This is a genomic window from Ruegeria sp. CDSA241, assembly GCF_059611265.1.
Genome location: NZ_JBXWPF010000022.1, coordinates 1 through 17,956 on the forward strand (window position 1 = coordinate 1; position 17,956 = coordinate 17,956).

The following is a 17,956-nucleotide window of genomic DNA, read 5'->3' on the forward strand; positions in this document are numbered from 1 at the left end:
CAAAGGTATTCCTCTCGGCCATCGCTCTCGCTGCTACAGTCCTATTCTGGCTGTAAATCAATGAGTCTGGAGCCTAGTCGTACGTTCCCAACCAAGTTTTCTTTTGGCTCGACCACATTTACTTGCTTCGGAACTTAGTCGGTGTCATTCCGGTTTGACCTCGGAAAAAGCGAGTGAAATGGGACTTGTCGGAATAGCCGAGCATCAGACCAATCTCCGCAATTGTCATCTGGTCTTCTTTGAGGTGCTCTTTGGCGACATCGACACGCAGCCGTTTGATTTCACGGGGTAGCGTTGTGCCTTGTCGCTGAAGCGCTTTCAGAAACCGTTCCGGTTGTATTCCCAGCATTCCAGCCACCATCTCAGGTCCCAAATCGGTTTCATCTAGTTTGTCGCGTAAGACAGAGCGCAAAGCTGCCACCACGGTTACTTCTTCCTCTTGTTGAGGTGAAGCTATCGGCTTGGCAGAGCCCTCAGAGACATGGTGCAAAAACAACCATCCCACAGGAAAACTAATTTGCATTCCGGGATCAGTCCCAAGGCCAACCTCGATCCCTTTGTAGTCGATAGGCAGCCCATTGATGTATCTGCTTTCCCATCGCACACGCGAAGAATCCCAAGAATCTCCGACGACGGTCTGCAATAGGCGTACATAGATTGCGGCACCAAAACCGGTCACCTGAATGGGTGGGACAGTTGGTTCCTGTTGCCTCTCGATACGATAAGTCGCCTTGTCTGCTTCAATCACAAGGCTGTGCCGCACAGAATTGGACTCCTGCGGTACGAGCCCAACAAAGCGGGTAAAAAACTCGAATAACGTTTTCGTAGATTGCAAGGCTTGAGCGAAGGGCGGCCATCCTTGTAGGTCAAACGCTTCCCCTACATTCAGTCCTAGGTATCGATCTCCTGATACTTCTGAGAAGGCATTCACCAATCCGTAGACCAGCTCTGAGTGAACGAACACGGATGGGTCAGACAACAGTTCGGCCTTCAATCCGACCTGGTCCAATGCTGGTTGCGGATTGATCTTGCGTTCGGTGAGATATTGCAAAAACGGAGCGGCTAAGGAGAGGCGAATAAAGCCCTCGCTATGCTCTTGAGAGGCGGAGTTGAAAGGCAAGCTCGTCACCCTTGTGATGATTAGTATTTGTATTCAGTGGCCATTTTTACGAACACATTCGAACATGCTAATTCAAAAGTGGCAACCGAGGAAAAGTTTTCCGGACTACAGTTGGCAAAACATGAATATGAAGGGAGTACTTATGTCCGGTCTACGAATGTCGCTTTGCTCGACCGTAATTGTCGCTGCAGGTCTTTCTTTTTCAGCATCCGCGCAGGCTCAGGATCAAGAAGAACCCCAAACGTTGTTTACCAACGTGCATATCTTCGATGGCGTGAATGAACAGCGTATCGAGAATGCCAGCGTATTGGTCGAGGGCAACCTGATTAAGTCCGTATCGACCGATGCGATCGATGCCCCCAATGCTACAGTCATTGACGGAGAGGGGCGGACACTGACACCCGGGTTTATTGAACTACACGCACATCTCATGCTGATGGGGCCGACCTTGCCTGCGATGGAGGCCAACACGACCTGGGAGGACTTTGCCATACACGGTGCGCGGATGGCCGAGATGTATTTGATGCAGGGTTTCACCACTGTCCGGGATGCTGGTGGCGCTAATGGCGGACTACGTAGGGCGATTGACTCGGGGCAAATCGAGGGCCCTCGTTACTATCCATCTGGGGCGTTTATCGGAACACGCGGTGGTCACGCTGACTTCGCGAATTTCACAGCACCACCTGGTTCGGAGACAAACATGGGTCGGCTGAACATGGCTCAGGAGGTCAGTGGTGTTGATGACGTCTATAAATTCGCACGTAACAACTTTCGTATGGGCGCGACGCAATTGAAATTCATGCAATCCGGTGGTGTCGTGTCGGCATTCGACCCTTGGCAATTGCTGGCCGGGTCGCCCGAAGAAATCAGAGCCGCCGTGCAGGTCGCGAATGAATATGGCAGCTATGTCATGGCGCATTCCTATCGTAAGGAAGCTATCCTGAGTGCGCTCGACGCAGGTGTTATGTCAATCGAACATGGTTTTTCTTTTGACTGCGAAATTGCCGAAGTCATGAACGAGAAGGGTGCGTACATTACAACAAACCTAACGGCATTTGACCCCGGCCTTCTCGACATTCCAGCTGTGGCGAATGTTCCGGCGAGCCTTGCCAAGGCAAAGTCTGCCTCGGCCACATTTGCAGGCTATATCGACAATATGAAAGAATGCCCGGTGAAGCGGGGTTTCCAGACAGACTGTGTTGGTTCGGTAGAGGCGTGCAATATCCAGATTGCCTACGAAAAACACTTAAACAATGATTTTTTCGGCCCCTACACGTCAATGGTCACGTTGACATCGACGGGTGGCGAGGTAGTCGCTCTATCAGGAGACTTTATGAACCCTTATACCGCAGGAAAACTGGGTGTGATCGAGGAAGGCGCCTATGCAGACATCCTGCTGATCGATGGTAACCCCCTCGAAGACTTCTCGGTCGTTGGCACGGGTGATCAGTGGTTTGGTGCCGATCCGAGGCCGGAAAGCCCTGAAACGATCCGGCTTATCATGAAGGACGGTGTGATATACAAAAATACACTGAATTGACCCCAAAACTCGACTGGAGAGTATTCATGTTCCTTTGGTTTCGTTCCGTCTTGCTCGCGGGTTTGGTCTGTTACGGTCATTCCGCCATGGCAACGCCAGGAGCAGCGCTGGATTGGGCAGACCTCCCGGACCCATCTGTGCAGGTCTTTGAGGATCCCTATCGGGAGCTCAGCCCCGAACAGTTCGACGACGTCCTATTCGTTGTGCGGATGCGTGGCAGGCTGCAGCAAGACACTGGCAGCGCGGAAGAAAGACTGAATTGGCAGGAGCTTCTGACCGAGACCGAGGATGCCTTGGCGGGAGTTGGCGTTGATGTCGATTGGCTGCTCGATCAAAGAGAGCTTGTGAAAGAACGGCGAAGAAAGGCAGGAACAAACGGAAATCCGCAATTCGACGGTCAAACAATAACAATCGCGGGCTTTGCCATCCCGGGCCCGAGCGATCCAGACGGGCGATCTGTGGCGTATCTAGTGCCAGAACGAGGAATGTGTAGCCACATGCCCCCGCCCCAACCCAATCAAATGATTCGCGTGCGGTTGAATGGCGACTGGACGCCCAGCTATTTCCACGAACCCGTTCGGCTGACGGGCACGCTGACTATCGATCCCACTGTTCAGAATATGATGGTTGTGGACGGCCTCATGCCTATGAGTGCGACATTCCAGTTGGAGACGGAACGTGTCGAAACTCTGGAAACCGAAGCAGACAGGCTGGAATGGAAGCAGCGTGCCGCTGATCGTATCCGGGCGGCGGGCAATCGCAAGACCGGCGGGGCAAAAGCGTCTGAATGATAAGACTTCTCGTTGTCGTACTGAGTATTGTCTTTGCCGGCGCGGCGTCGGCTCAAGGTCTGTCCGGGCCCTCTTCGGTCGAAGCTGATCTTGAGCCCGGAGATGGACTGACCGATCCACAATATCGTTCCGATTTTCCGCGCAATACCGCACCGGGTTGGTTTCAGTGGAAAGACCGACTGGCGGAGAATGGGTTTCGGTTCAACATTGATTACTTGGCATTGGGCCAAACCACGAACGCGGATCTGGGGGAGGGCGAAGCTGCCAGCGGAATTGCGCGGTTCTATGGCAGTTGGCAGGCGACTGAACAGGGGTCTTTGACATTCAAGATCGAAGACCGGCACAACTATACCGATGTTGCCCCACAGTTTCTTGGTCTGGATGGTGGAGCCCTTTCGATCACGGGAACAGCCTTCAACGATAATGGTTTGCTATTGACCAACCTGTTCTGGACCCAAAGGGCCGAGAACGGTTCGTGGACGCTGCAAGTCGGCCAGATTGATGTAACGGACTTTGTGGACATTTATGGGTTGGTAAGCCCATACAGTGGTTTCCAAAACCTGTCTTTCAATACCAACCCGACAATCAACGCACCCAACCAAGGCCTTGGCATTGCGGGCGGGATAAAGCTGAGCAAGAACCTCTACGCTGTCGCGAGCGTCTCAGACGCAAACGCCGACCCGTCTGATCCAAACTTTGATGTGTTTAGCGACGGCAATCTCTTCAAATCACTCGAACTTGGTTACACCTCTGGCTTTGATCGCATTTACTTCGACAATATCCATCTGACCCTCTGGCATGCGGATGCGGCTGACGATGGTAGCCGTCCAGAAGATTACGGTGCCGCGTTCTCAGCAGCATGGTTTATTGACAATAAGTGGATGCCGTTCTTCCGGGCAGGGGCCTCAAAAGGGGCAGCAGCACTCTATGATCGGTCCGTTTCTGCGGGTATTGGCTACTACGGTCGCAATACCGATTTGGCCGGGTTGGGCCTGAACTGGGCCGAGGCAAGAGGCATAGATGGCGATCAGTTCACACTCGAAGCATTCTACCGTTTTTCAATCGCACCCGGACTGCAGATCACGCCATCGGTACAATTCATTTCCGACCCGCTTCTAAATCCCGATCAGGACCGGATTACCCTGTTCGGTCTAAGAACCCGGATCGTTTTCTAATGCGGGGTGAATGCAATAGGTAAGTGGCAGTGCCAAAGGGCGACTAAGTGAGATCAACAGGACTTAGCAAAGCCCGCTTTCTGCGCGTTGCCACCGTTAGCGCGGACTGCAGCACCCGGTAGCTTTGGGCTCTCCTGGCACCTTCGCCGCGAGATCCATGAACGACCGTTTCGCGATGGAGCGCCTTTCGCGGCGCGGCGCACGAACTGGCAAGACGCGGACAAATTGGACTTTCCCATTGAAAATTTGAATGTCCGCTCTGCACGGCTGAGATAATCGGGCAGTTCAAAGTTTCATAGCCATCTCATGCCAAGTCATTCCTCCATGGTCAGAAGTCGATGGCTGTAAATAGCTGTATCCAAAATTCTCGTAGAGTGGGACGTGATGCTCTTTGCACATGAGATGGATTGTGGATTTACCCATCCTTTTCATGCGCCCCACGAATTCGACCATCAATGCCCGTGATAGACCCTTGCCCTGATGCGCGGGATCAACAACAACAGACATTATTACGACATTTGGGGCGTCGGGGTCATGGCCAACAAGCTCTTTGAACTCTTCATCAGACATTTCGACTTCATGAGCACATCCGCAATTTACAAAGCCAACTATCTCGCCTTCCATCAAAAGAACTAGGAAGCCATTGGGATAGACCTCAATCCTTTTAGAAATCTTTTCGAGCGTTGCTGCTTCGTCGCCTTCGTAGGCATCAATCTCTATTTCAAAGCAGCGAGTTGCGTCGGCAGGTTTGGCGTTTCGAAATTCTCTCATGTGCCTACACTATTCGGGATGGATAGAGTTGCAACGCCGCCGTTCGTACTCATCGCAGCATTGGTTACTGAGGGCTCAGAGCGGACCTCGGAGGCAGCGCGGCATCATCCTCAGTTGAGCCGCAGATATAGGATAAGTCTGTCCGGGGAAGGGGGAACTGCGCTCAAACTCCGATTTGCGCAACAAAGGCCATCTACCTGATCAAAAAGGCGACGAGCAGCGAAAGTCCAATCCGAATATTCAGTCTGCGGTGACGATACCTTGGAGAAAGTCGTCAAAGATGGCGTTCACCACGATATGGATTTTTGGGCGATCTATCTTGTCTGGATGGAGACCGCCGTTGGTTACGAAGCAACCAACGGCAGATATCTAAAGCAGGCGGGTCGCCATACCACCGTCAACGGCGACCGGAGAACCCGTCACGAAGCTTGCCCGGTCTGACAGAAGGAACAATGCAGATTGGGCAATCTCCTTTGGCTCCGCCATGCGTTTCAGGGGATGCAAGTTGGCAATAAAGTCGTGCGTCGCAGGATCATCGCCGGCCATGTCAGTTTTAGTACCACCCGGCAAAATAGTGTTGATACGGACCCTCTTGGCCGCATGATCAGATGCCAAAGACTGTACGAGCCCAATCAGTCCAGCCTTTGATGCGGCATAAGCCCCCATGCCGGGCATTCCCCCATTGCTGACACCAACAAAAGTTCCGGTGAATACAATAGACCCGCCACCGCGTTCCTCCATTGCCGGAATCTGCGCTTTGGCCGCAAAAAATGCACTGTTGAGGTTTGTAGCAAGAACCGACTGCCAGTTGCCGGACTCCATTTCGTGAATTGGACCCATCTCGCCCATAATGCCCGCATTGTTAAATGCGCCATCAAGGCCGCCAAACTGCCGTTTCGCCAGATCAACAAGATCCCTGGAATATGTTTCGTCCGTCACGTCGCCCGCAAGGTAAACGGCGCGCCCGCTGCTTTGGGTAATCTGCCCGACGAGTGTGTTTAGCTGAGCTTCCCTGCGGGCACCTAACACAACATTCGCCCCTTCCGAGGCAAACAGAAGCGCTGCTGCAGCACCGATTCCGCTGCTCGCGCCGGTAATGATGATGGTTTTGTCTTTAAGTTCCATGGTCATGCCTTTTTGAAATTACATGCCAATCACCTAAGGAATGATGCGAGTGAATCGCGACCCGGTTCTTGCGGGTGTTGAGCTACTTGAGGTGAAAGCGCAAGAAACGGATCAATTGGTTGACCTCAAACGGGAGCCGCCGTTCGTTCGCGGTAGCGAAATCACTTTATTGGGATCAGTACCAACGCTGTTGCAAGTGCAATATCTAGCGATTGAGCCTACGAGAACGGCCCATACCGGCCGTTGGCCAATGGGTAAATATGCTGCGGTCGCAGCCCGCATTGCCGACCTTCACCGCGAGCGCGAACCCTCGGCTCGCCGAACGCACACATCGCGGACAAAGCTGCCTATCGCGGCAGCGCAGCAAGTGCTCGCTGAGGGAGATCTGCCTGCAAAAAACCTCTGCATTCTGAAAAAAGTTGCATAAGTAGGTGTCATTTCTGTGAAAAGCAATGCGGACGTTTGACCGCCAAAAATCAGCCTGTGGTTACAGCGTTTTCTTGATTAGCGTCCCGTATCTAAGCATGATCCCGTTATGGCGGTTGAAATCGACAAATGGCTGAACGATCTCGAACTGGGTCAATACTCAGACGCTTTTGCACAGCATGATATCGACGCGCGCGTACTGCCACTACTGTCAAACGACGACCTTAAAGAGCTTGGGGTTAGTCTGGGCCATCGAAAAATCATCCTGGCAGCGGTTCAGGAATTGACTGGTCAAAAGCACTCGTCTCAATCGCCGCAGGCCGCAGACATGGATGCAGACGAAGTCGGCCCGGTCCCCATTTCGGATGAATCGCAAGGCGTGACCTTATCCACAAGGAAGCCTGCTTCATTAGCGATCGCAGAGAGGCGTCACTTAACAGTTTTGTTTGCTGATCTCGTCGCCTCGACTGAGTTGACTAACCGGTTTGATCCCGAAGACATGCGCGAACTGCTGCAGAGTTACCAGGATGCGGTTGCAGGTGCAGTTAGCAGGTATGGCGGCTACGTCTCGAAGTATTTGGGCGACGGTCTCCTGGTGTTTTTTGGCTGGCCTACAGCCTATGAAGATCATGCAGTTCGCGCTTTAAAGGCTGGTCTTGAGGCCGTTCGGCGGGTCAGAGATCTTAAAGCACCTGACGGTGAGCGTTTGTCGGCCAGGTTAGGTATCGCGAGTGGCGACGTGGTAGTTGGCGATACGATCGGTGAAAACACCTACGAAGAAGGAGCCATGACGGGGCCAATTGTCAATCTGGCAGCGCGGCTTCAGGAACACGCAGCACCGAACTCAGTTGTTTTATCTGCTGAGGAGACCGAAGAAACTTTGCATCGGCTATTTGAGTTTAGGTCTCTTGGACAAACCGAGCTGAAAGGTTTCAAAGAACCACGGACCCTTTTGACTGTCGTATCAGAACACAGCGCGGAAAGCCGGTTTCGAGCATCTTATAGGGACGAAAGTGGCAGCGTCATGATTGGTCGCGACTACGAAAAAGGTATCCTTTTACAATCATGGCTGCGTGCGCAGAACAGTCAGGGAGAGGTTGTTCTGCTTGCCGGTGAAGCAGGGATCGGTAAATCGCGATTGGCGGAAGAGTTTCTCGCTAATGCTGTAGCGACTAGCGAAGCTGATATTATCAGGCTGAACTGCTCTCCTTACCTTATCAGTAGCCCGTTCCACCCTGTCGCCCAGAGGATTTCTCAGGATGCTGGTGTGGGGACAGATTTTGATGACGACCAAATTCTCGACCTTGTCAAAAAAATGTTGGAAAGCCGAGAGGGCTTGGAATGGGAAAAGGTTCTGCCCGTCTTTGCCGCGCTGGTTGCGCCTCACAGTGCTCTTGCCCGAAGCGTTCTCGATATGTCACCGCAGGAGCAACGTGACCTCACGATTCAGACGTTAATCCACACGGTTCAGGTGCGCGCAAGCACGCGTCCTGTTATTCTTTGTGTTGAGGACGCGCATTGGATTGATCCTTCCACCCAAGCTCTTTTGGATCGCTTCAAAGCAATTTGCGCAGATCTGCCTTTGATGATTTTGATTACCCACAGGCCCGGCTGGGAACTTGCCCATGATGACGGGGAAGCGCACGTACATACGCTCCAGCTGCGTCGGTTCGATACGACCCATGTCTCGAACCTAGTTCGCCATGTTACCGGAAAAGCACCCGACGATGCTCTGATTGCCACAATCATTGAGAAGACGGACGGCGTGCCTTTGTTCGTCGAGGAACTGGCCCGGGCGATTGTTGAGGCGGGTGAACACGGGCAAGTCCACATACCCGCGTCTTTGAAGGGCACACTGATGGCACGTCTTGACGCGGTCTCGCCAGAGGCTAAACAAGTCGCGTTAACAGGAGCCGTCATTGGACGGGAGTTCGAGCCTAGCTTGCTGGCTTCCGCAATAGGTCTTGCGAGTGCGGAAATTCAATCTCGTATAGAAGAGCTGTCTCGAACGGGTTTGATCTTTGAAAGCGGGCACAATCGAGGGTATTTCGTTTTCCGTCATGCCCTTATTCGCGATACCGCCTATCAATCCATGCTTGGCTCAACCCGCAGACAACAACATGCAAACGTGGCCCGTGCTTTGATGCAGTTGCGGTCAGCTGAGATTGAACGTCGGCCCGAGTTGGTTGCCCGCCATCTTTCAGAGGCCGAAGAATGGCGTGCTGCGTTCGACAAATGGCAGACGGCAACTGAAATGGCATTGGCGCGATCCGCCAGCCAAGAGGCGATGGTCAACGCCAGGGAAACACTCAAAGCGGCCGAAAATCTTGGATCTGATAACGGTGTCGAAACGATCAAAGCCAAAATCCTTATTGGTCGCAGCCATGACAGCCTGGGTCAGTTGCCGGAGGGGATAGCGGCCTTGAAAGATGCCTCGGACGCCGCCCGTGGAATACACGATGTGGCGCTCGCCGCTGATGCTGCGAACCATTTTGCGGACTCGTGTATGATGTCGAGTAAGAGACACGGCGAGGCCATTGAACTTTGTGATAGAGCTCTGAACGACCTCCCCGACGATGACGAAGTACGGCAGTGCAGATTGATGAGCCAACTTGCACGGGCACATATGTTTGTCGGCCAGTTTTCTGAAGGCGCTCGCTATGGTCAGCAATCAATGGAACTGGCCGCGAAACTAGGGGACTATAAATCCCAATTCTCGGTGATGATGATGCATTTTGGGGCGCCATTCGTCGCGCGCAAAGGAAGAGAGGTACGTCATTGGCGTGAAAATCTTGATGCGATGCATCGAGTGGCCGAAAACCTAGGGAGTATTGATCAGGGTCGGGACCGGACACTCAGTCTTTTTGTCGGGGCCGAAATGGCCGACCGCGACTTGATGGATCATTCACTCGAATTGCTGACGGAGATTTCGGAAAAGGACAATCATCTGCAACTCTACTGGGTGCAAAAGCACGCACGCGCCATGGTTGCAATTATGGATGGCGATTTTGAGCAAGCGGAGATGCATGCCAACGAAGCGGTGAAAATCGGTCGTCAGACACATGGAGAACATGTTGAGGGCGTCTTCGGTGTTCAGATGTTTACCATCCGCCGCGAACAAAACCGGCTGCACGAAGTTGCACCGGTGATCAAGAAGCTGATGACAGATAGCCCGGAAGACATTTCTTGGAAACCAGGATTTGGCCTTATTGCCGCCGAGTTGGGATACAAGGAACCAGCTGAACGCATACTGAATGAAATGGCAGAGAATGGCTTCGATCTTCCGCTTGATGCTATGTTTTCAACTACTTTGTCTTATCTCGCTGACATTTGTGTCGCAGTCGAGCATCTGGGACATGCTGAGACCCTCTATGACATGCTGACCCCATACGAAGAGCTGACGATCACCGCTGGGGCAACAACAGTTTGCGCCGGGGCGGCAGCAAGACGTCTAGGCAATCTGGCAGCGGTGCTAAAAAACTGGGACGCCGCTGAGAGGATGTTCCATAAGGCCATCGAAATAGACACGCGCATGAAGTGCCCACCGTGGATTGCGCACAGCAAGGCAGCGTATGCATCCGCGCTAAGGCAACGGGGCCGCACGAATGATTTGAAACTAGCGTTTCAACTAGAAGGGGAAGCGTTGGCAATTTCACAGCAATTGAGTATGGTTTTCCTTAGGTCAAAGCTCGAGGGAGTAGCTGTTTAAAGTCATTTACATGCTTGGGGGAGCATTATGCCAAGGTACATAATTGAGAGAAATTTTGCCGAGCAGCTGAACGTTAGCGACGACGACAAAATTCACATCAAAGAGATCAATGACGAAGTCGGGGTCGAGTGGATTTTCTCGTTCCTCAGCGCAGACAAGCGCAAAACATACTGCCTGTATGAGGCCCCTGACGAGGAAAGCCTCAGAAAGGCGGCCGAGCGCCTTAACATCCCAGCCGATGTCATTACACCCGTGGATCAGATAGATCCCGGAATATTCACCTGAGTATTCGCAGTTCTAAAACCTAATCCGAGGCGATTTAACTGCGGGACAACGCATCGGAAGTCACAACTATATGAGGCAGCCGCGCAAGAAGCCTGATCTGAAAACAGGGAGGCCTATGCATGTACGACATAAAAACACTCGACGGAAACAAGGCAACTGTGGATCAAGGCGCTTTGGATGCGCTTAATTCCTCGCTTCGCGGCGGCGTCTACTTACAGGGCACTCCGGAATATGAAGGCGCAAGAACAACATGGAACAGCATGTTCGAACGTCACCCTGGGTTCGTGATCCGCGCGATGGGGGCGAGCGACGTACAGAAAGCTGTAAACTTTGTTAGGGACGCCAGCCTCATAATGTCGGTCCGATCAGGTGGGCATCAAATTGCAGGGCACGCTGTTGCAGACGAGACCGTATTACTCGATCTTTCCCAGATGCAATCGGTACACGTAGACCCTGTCAACAAGACTGCTCGGGTTGCACCGGGTGCATTGCTTGGCGATGTAGATCGCGAAACCCAGGCTCATGGGCTTGCTGTCCCTGTCGGCATCAATTCGACAACTGGTATCGCTGGTCTGACCCTTGGCGGCGGCTTTGGGTGGACGACGCGGAAATTCGGAATGACGATCGACAATCTTCTGTCGGCAGAAGTTGTGACGGCAGATGGGACGATTGTCTGCGCCTCGCCCACAAGCCATCCGGAGCTTTTCTGGGCCATCCGCGGTGGAGGCGGCAATTTCGGCGTCGTGACCTCATTCGAGTTCCAGTTGCATGATCTTGGGCCCGATGTTTTGTCGGGTCTGATCGTTCACCCGATCGAAAAGGCGCCAAAGCTGCTTGCAGAATTCGCAGCCATTGCAGATGACTCACCCGATGAACTGACCGTCTGGAGCGTGATGCGAAAAGCTCCTCCTCTCCCGTTCCTACCAGAAGAGTGGCATGGGAGAGAGGTGCTGATTTTTGCAGCTTGCTACAGTGGTCCTATAGACGATGGTGAAAAAGCCTTGTCGGGTTTGCGCGCGCTAGGAGAACCGATTGCCGATGTCATCTCACCTCACAAGTTTGTAGACTGGCAAGCAGCATTCGACCCTTTGCTTACACCGGGCGCTCGGAATTATTGGAAAAGCCATGATTTCGAAGCGCTTTCCTCGGAAGCAATCACAGGTCTTCTCGAGGCGGTTTCCAGCCTTCCCGACCCTGCTTGCGAAGTATTTATTGCGCATGTAGGTGGCGCAATGGCACGCATTGAACCCCACTCAACAGCTTATCCGCAACGATCAGCACACTTCATAATGAATGTTCACACACGTTGGGAAGACCCGAGCAAGGATGATGAGTGCATTGCGTGGGCGCGGGGACTTTATAATCAGATGCGGCCTCATGCGACCGGTAGCGCGTATGTAAACTTTATGCCCGAAGACGAAGCGGATCATATGGCTGGTGCATACGGCCTAAACAGCGGGAAGCTTTCGAAAATAAAGGGCAGCTATGATCCAAAGAACCTGTTCAGGATTAATCACAACATAGTGCCTGAGTAGGGCCATCCGATTTGGAAAGGCCGATCTATTCGGACGCTTAGAGCTTATGCTTGATATTTGACAACGAGTATTCTGTTACGCGTTAAGACCACCAAATATTTTTCGCGTCAAAAATGTCGACACTGTCTTTTCCACTGTCAGGCGAATTCCGTGTTCCGCTGCGACGGCAGGGATTTGTTGACCAATTAGCCGCTTTGGGCTCGATGCTAACGCCGGAGCTATCGTGGCATCTTTTCGACTGCCTGACCTCGCTCAGGTGTGAGCGGCCCAAAGCGGTCACTCAGACAAATGCTGAAGTGCTGCATTCGCAGCCCGCATTGCTGGCATTCGCTGCAGACGCGAATTAACTGGGGCTGCAAGTATCCGTGTTGTCCCACGAAGTTGCCTATGAAGGTTTCGGTATGAAAGACCGGATTGTGGCAGCGGCGAAAGTCGCGGTTTGCCAAAGAAAAGCGTTCTCTTTCTATCTCCCCATGAACCACTTTCTAGGTGGTCCCATCGATACGGCACATTAGCGAACGGTGGTTTCTTGCGATGGCCATAATTGCGAAATGATAGTTGGGTCGTACTTTAAACGTCACCGATAGTCCGGCGGGACGATAACCGGTTTCACTTCACTACACCGAAACACGCTAGGTGCGCTCGCCTCGTTCCATCGAAAAAGTGTGATGTGCCAAAGGCCCGGGCGCCTTCGTGAGGGGTCAATCAATCCAATATGCCCGTCTGCTCTGATCCGATCAGCCGCGAGCCATGAGGACGGATCCCCACCGGCAGCTACGAGTTTGCGCCAGGGTTGACTGGCGAGTGCATAGATATCTGCGGCTTCGGGGCTGCGCAGATCGAACAACGCACATCGTTCCACCTCGAAAGTCAGCACAACCCGCGGGCGATCATCCTTTCTAACGTCCTGTCCGATGGCGACCCTTGCGCTTTCAACATCAGGGCTCAGATACAAAGCGTCTTGCCCGCGGCGATTAAACCGAGCGGGTGGGCGATCTGGTGCGCCGCGCATGAGGTGAACGTCTGGGTCATCGGCCCAAACAATCTTTACGAATTCCCCGGAAACTTCTGTCAGCATAATAGGTGGCACAGATCGCTTGCGCGTCGCGCAATGGGTGAGACGCAATGCGACGGACATTTTCCTAGTAAAGAGAAGACGCATGATACCTTGATTGAAATCACTTACTCATGTTTCCTCGCACTGTGTTGCATTCCCAAAGGCCTCTCGCATGAAGGTTCCAAAGATCGCCCTCCTTGGCGCAATTCTCGAGTCAAATCGTTTTGCACCCCCGGCTGATTTGTCAGACTTTAAGTCTCTGACATGGCTATCAGGCGATGCTTTGATGTCTGAGGCCAGATTCGCGACACCAAAGCTGGCAATAGAATTTGCAGCCTTTGTCAGGGCGATGGATGCTACGGGCGACTGGACGCCGGTACCCTGTATCTTGGCAGCCAGCCACCCGGCAGGTCCAGTACGAAAAACCGTGATCGAAGAGATCATAGTGACTTCGGAAGACATGCTTCGCTCAGCTGGCCCTGTTGACGCAGTCTACATCTGCAATCACGGCGCGATGGTTGCCGAGCATGACCACGACCCCGACGGTTTGTTGATGTCACACATTCGGAGAGTTGTCGGACCGGACGTACCTGTCGTTGCGACACTCGATCTGCATGCAAATATCTCACAGCAGATGGTCGATGCCTGTGACCTGATCGTCGGCTATCGGACCAATCCTCACGTCGATCAGATAGAACGTGGCGAGGAAGCCGCCTTTTCGCTGCGCCGGGTTTTGGCGTCGGGCGTCCGGCCCCAAACCGCGCATGTCAAACTGCCTCTTGTTCCGGCATCCGTAACCCTTCTAAGTGCCGAGCACCCGTATGGCACGCTGATCGACCACGGTCAGCGACGACAAGCCGAAGGCCGAGGTGAGATTCTAAACGTATCGATCTTCGGCAATTTCCTTTTCTCCGACACGCCCGACAATGGTCTGAGCATCGTTGTTACTGCGCGTGAGGACCAGAAGGCGGCCAGTGCACTGGCGGAAGAACTGGCAGACATAGCTTGGTCGTTGAGGAAGGATTTCGTTCGAAAACTGACATCCGTGACGGAAGCGATCTCGATTTCCGCCGACCAAGCGCGCGCGCCTGTGATTTTCTCCGATGCCGGTGACAATCCTGGTGGCGGCGGCAGTGGCAGGACGACAGAACTGTTAGCCGCTCTTCATGCGGCAAAAGCCGAAGAATGCCTGTTCGGTTCCTTTTGTGATCCGGAACTTGTGAACGAAGCCCATCGCATCGGTGTCGGCGGTAAATTCAGGGCACAATTCAACCGTTCTTCCGATTCCAGTGTTTTCTGGGCGCAGTGGGATGTGCCTTTCGAGGCGGATGCGGAGGTCTTGGGTCTTCACAATGGAGATGTGGTCGGTGAACTGGGAATGACGGCCGGTCGGAGATTGGCCCTGGGGCCATCCGCTGCGCTTCGTATTGGTGGCATCACCGTGGTAGTGATAACCGATCGCACGCAGACCGCCGATCCCGTGTTCTTTCACATGTTCGGACTGGATATTGCGTCGGCCCGGACCGTTGTTGTGAAATCCCGAGGCCACTTTCGGGCCGGGTTTTCCAACTGGTTTGGGCCAAACCAGGTTTTTGAGGTCGACACGGGCGGGCTTACGTCGCCAGTTCACGACCGCTGGCCGTTTGCGAATTTGCCACGACCGAACTTTCCGATGGACATCGACGCCTCGTGGTCGGCTCAGTTGCTGCGCTAAACGGGCTCTGAATACTTGTCATGCGGCGTCGTCAATTTGACAAACTGCATGAACTGGCGGGCAAGCTGAGATGGTGGCCTGCCTGATGGAAGAACAAAGCTGGTGTCATAAAAAATAGCGGCGTCAAATGGCCTGACGACGACACCTTCCATCCCCGACGACAACAACGGGAAGGGATTGATCAGCGTCACACCCAAACCCTCGCGGACAAGCTCCAGAGCGGCCATGTTCGTTGCCGTTTCGGCGACTTGTTTTGGACGAATTCCGGCGCGCGCAAAGATCTTTTCGGTGATCGCTCGCGTCCCCAGCCTTCTCAGAAACTCTATCAGCGCGACACCTTCCAGATCCTGCGGCGTCACCACTCGTTTTTCCGACAGCGGATGGTTGCTCGGCATGGCGCAGACCACCTGACTGCGGCGCCACGGCATGAGGTGAACACCAGTTCGTTGGATCATCGCACTCGTCAAACCAAGATCGTAGCGGAGGTCGAGAATGCCGGCGACCAGCACGTCTGTCGCCTGAATATCCAATTGAAGCTGCTTTCCTTCATTCTTCTTGAGAAAACTGGCGACCCTAGAGATGACAAAGTGATGCGCCAGTGTCGGCGGCACGATCAGACGCAACGGCTCGTTATCCGGAGTAGCCCATTCTGCGCCCTCGATATCGGCAAGCGTCTCGAAGATTGGGTCCAGTTTTTCGTTGAGGCGCAACGCTTCGTCGGTTGGGTCAATGCGTCCCGACCGGCGGAGAAACAGCGACCGTCCAACTCGGGCCTCGAGTTGCGACAAGGACCGGCTTACGGCAGACTGAGAAATCCCGAGACGCCGTGCGGCACCGATTGTCGTCCCAGTTGTGATCACGGCTCTTAGCGACTCGAACTCGCGCAGTCTGTGTCGGTGTTCCGTCATGCTGCATTCCTCCCACGGTATGAGCGATTGAACATCCAAACTCTTGGATTGATCTATGCAGAATTGCATTGCATTGAGTATTGGCAATGATTTTTGCGGTAGCTAGCCTTTTTTAATAGGGCGCGGGATCGGCCGAGGATTCGCCTATTCACAAGCGCCAAACAAACAGGGAGTCTTTTTGATGAGGAAACTCGCATCTGCGACAGCTGTCGCTGTCGGCATTTTGGCTTTCGGCGTCGGTGCTGTTTCGGCCGAAAAACTGACGATCGGCCTCGCTTCGGAGCCGACGTCGCTCGATCCGCATTTTCACAACTTGGGTCCGAACAACGCAATGTCCGTGCACATCTTTGACCGGCTGATCGCGCAGGATGAAAATCAGCGCCTATCACCGGGTCTTGCAAAGTCATGGGAGCCGATTGATGAATTGACTTGGGAGTTCAAGCTGCGTGAAGGCGTAAAGTTTCACGACGGAAGCGACTTTACGGCAGATGATGTAGTCTGCACCATGGCGCGCGCGCCGGACGTACCGAACTCTCCATCGGGATACGGCACCTATCTCAAGGGTAAGGAAGTCGTCAAGATCGATGACTACACGGTGCACTTCAAAACGGCCGCACCTTATCCGTTGATGGGCAATGACATTTCCACGATCCCTGTGATCTCAGAAGTGGGCTGCGAGGCAACGACGGAAGACTTCAACGCGGGTACGGCCGCCATCGGCACAGGGCCATTCAAGTTCCAAAGCTACACGCCGGGTGAAAGCATCGTGCTGGTACGGAACGACGGCTACTGGGGTGATGCGCCGATCTGGTCCGAGGTGGAATTCCGCCCGATCACCTCCGGTCCGAGCCGTGTTGCATCGCTTCTTGCCGGTGACGTCGACATGATATCGGGCGTCCCGACGACCGATATCACTACACTTCAGGGCAACGATGATATCCAGCTGAGCCAGGGCGTGTCCAACCGAGTGATCTATCTTCACATGGACCAATTCCGCGAGGATTCACCCTTTGTGAAGGCCAATGGTGGCGGCGATATCAAGAACCCGCTCATGGACGTCCGCGTCCGGAAGGCGATCAGCATGGCGATCAACCGCGATGCAATCGTTGAGCGTGTCATGGAGGGGGTTGCGTTACCCGCCGGCCAGCTTCTTCCCGAGGGGTTCTTTGGCGTGTCCGACAATTTGGACGTCGTGGCGTATGACCCGGACGGTGCTAAAGCGCTTCTGGCTGAAGCCGGTTATCCCGATGGATTTGAAATGACAATCCATGGGCCGAATGACCGCTACATCAACGACGCCAAAATCGCCGAGGCAATTGCGCAAATGTTGACCCGTGCTGGCGTCAAGACGGCCGTCGAAACCATGCCGCGTTCGGTATACTTTGGACGCGCTTCCAAAGGCAGCCCTGAGGGTCTGCCGGAATTCAGCTTTATCCTCGTCGGATGGGGCGCGGGGTCCGGCGAAGCGTCCTCGCCTCTCAAATCGCTGATCCATACCCATGACAAGGATGCGGGCTTTGGATCATCAAACCGTGGCCGACACTCGGATGCTGAAACCGACGCGCTGATCGAAGAAGCCTTGCGAACAGTCGATGACGCCAAGCGACAGGAACTGCTCGCCGCGGCGACAGAGCGCGCGATCGAGAATGTGGCAATCATTCCGACTCACTTCCAGGTCAACACCTGGGCGGCCAAAAAAGGTCTGAGCTACATCCCTCGGACCGACGAATACACTCTCGCGACAGGCGTCGTGAAAGAGTAACCGCAATGCATCCGGGCCGCCTTCGCAGCGGCCCGAAG

Annotated in this window: 14 protein-coding genes; 9 read left to right on the forward strand and 5 right to left on the reverse strand. The window is 53.8% G+C overall.

Annotated features, from left to right (window positions below):
* Positions 1-118: 118 nt before the first annotated feature.
* On the reverse strand, positions 119-1,120 hold the full coding sequence (locus tag AC2FJV_RS17510; RefSeq protein WP_271951637.1) for an AraC family transcriptional regulator: 1,002 nt from the start codon (positions 1,118-1,120) through the stop codon (positions 119-121).
* Between AC2FJV_RS17510 and AC2FJV_RS17515 the strand changes: the two genes are divergently transcribed.
* The 3 genes from AC2FJV_RS17515 to AC2FJV_RS17525 all read left to right on the forward strand — a co-directional run bounded on the left by AC2FJV_RS17515 (position 1,110) and on the right by AC2FJV_RS17525 (position 4,626).
* On the forward strand, positions 1,110-2,660 hold the full coding sequence (locus tag AC2FJV_RS17515; protein WP_271951639.1) for an amidohydrolase family protein: 1,551 nt from the start codon (positions 1,110-1,112) through the stop codon (positions 2,658-2,660). The two genes, AC2FJV_RS17510 and AC2FJV_RS17515, sit on opposite strands and share 11 nt — an antisense overlap.
* Positions 2,661-2,746: 86 nt before the next feature.
* Positions 2,747-3,451, forward strand: coding sequence for a DUF3299 domain-containing protein (locus AC2FJV_RS17520; protein ID WP_246097354.1), 705 nt, complete (start codon positions 2,747-2,749; stop codon positions 3,449-3,451).
* Positions 3,448-4,626, forward strand: a complete 1,179-nt coding sequence (locus tag AC2FJV_RS17525) for a carbohydrate porin (RefSeq protein ID WP_496694638.1) — start codon at positions 3,448-3,450, stop codon at positions 4,624-4,626. The genes AC2FJV_RS17520 and AC2FJV_RS17525 overlap by 4 nt, the downstream gene beginning before the upstream one ends.
* A 285-nt stretch (positions 4,627-4,911) precedes the next feature.
* Here the strand turns inward: AC2FJV_RS17525 and AC2FJV_RS17530 are convergent, their stop codons facing one another.
* Positions 4,912-5,397, reverse strand: a complete 486-nt coding sequence (locus AC2FJV_RS17530) for a GNAT family N-acetyltransferase (protein WP_496694055.1) — start codon at positions 5,395-5,397, stop codon at positions 4,912-4,914.
* 369 nt (positions 5,398-5,766) lie between these two features.
* Positions 5,767-6,522 (reverse strand): SDR family oxidoreductase, encoded by a 756-nt coding sequence (locus tag AC2FJV_RS17535; RefSeq protein ID WP_496714181.1) that lies wholly within the window; start codon positions 6,520-6,522, stop codon positions 5,767-5,769.
* Positions 6,523-6,562: 40 nt separating this feature from the next.
* On the opposite strand from AC2FJV_RS17535, the gene AC2FJV_RS17540 reads away from it, so the two are divergent.
* The 4 genes from AC2FJV_RS17540 (at position 6,563) to AC2FJV_RS17555 (ending at position 12,477) form a co-directional block, all read left to right on the forward strand.
* Positions 6,563-6,949, forward strand: coding sequence for a hypothetical protein (locus tag AC2FJV_RS17540; protein ID WP_496714182.1), 387 nt, complete (start codon positions 6,563-6,565; stop codon positions 6,947-6,949).
* Between the two features lie 108 nt (positions 6,950-7,057).
* Positions 7,058-10,657 carry an adenylate/guanylate cyclase domain-containing protein gene (locus AC2FJV_RS17545; protein ID WP_496714183.1) on the forward strand — a complete coding sequence of 1,200 codons (3,600 nt, stop codon included), beginning with the start codon at positions 7,058-7,060 and terminating at the stop codon, positions 10,655-10,657.
* Positions 10,658-10,684: 27 nt separating this feature from the next.
* Positions 10,685-10,942, forward strand: coding sequence for a DUF4242 domain-containing protein (locus tag AC2FJV_RS17550; RefSeq protein ID WP_142640326.1), 258 nt, complete (start codon positions 10,685-10,687; stop codon positions 10,940-10,942).
* 119 nt (positions 10,943-11,061) lie between these two features.
* A complete protein-coding gene (locus tag AC2FJV_RS17555) occupies positions 11,062-12,477 on the forward strand; it encodes an FAD-binding oxidoreductase (RefSeq protein WP_496714184.1) in 1,416 nt (471 codons plus the stop codon).
* A gap of 577 nt (positions 12,478-13,054) precedes the next feature.
* Here AC2FJV_RS17555 and AC2FJV_RS17560 read toward each other — a convergent pair.
* Positions 13,055-13,555 carry an RES family NAD+ phosphorylase gene (locus tag AC2FJV_RS17560; RefSeq protein WP_185956750.1) on the reverse strand — a complete coding sequence of 167 codons (501 nt, stop codon included), beginning with the start codon at positions 13,553-13,555 and terminating at the stop codon, positions 13,055-13,057.
* 151 nt (positions 13,556-13,706) lie between these two features.
* On the opposite strand from AC2FJV_RS17560, the gene AC2FJV_RS17565 reads away from it, so the two are divergent.
* Positions 13,707-15,248: a M81 family metallopeptidase gene (locus AC2FJV_RS17565; protein WP_496714185.1), complete on the forward strand. Its 1,542-nt coding sequence runs from the start codon at positions 13,707-13,709 to the stop codon at positions 15,246-15,248.
* On the opposite strand, the gene AC2FJV_RS17570 is transcribed toward AC2FJV_RS17565, so the two are convergent.
* Positions 15,245-16,156 (reverse strand): LysR family transcriptional regulator, encoded by a 912-nt coding sequence (locus AC2FJV_RS17570; RefSeq protein ID WP_271951756.1) that lies wholly within the window; start codon positions 16,154-16,156, stop codon positions 15,245-15,247. The genes AC2FJV_RS17565 and AC2FJV_RS17570 overlap by 4 nt on opposite strands.
* A 181-nt stretch (positions 16,157-16,337) precedes the next feature.
* Between AC2FJV_RS17570 and AC2FJV_RS17575 the strand changes: the two genes are divergently transcribed.
* Entirely contained in the window at positions 16,338-17,918 is a 1,581-nt protein-coding gene (locus tag AC2FJV_RS17575; protein WP_496714186.1) for an ABC transporter substrate-binding protein, read from the forward strand.
* Positions 17,919-17,956 lie beyond the last annotated feature (38 nt).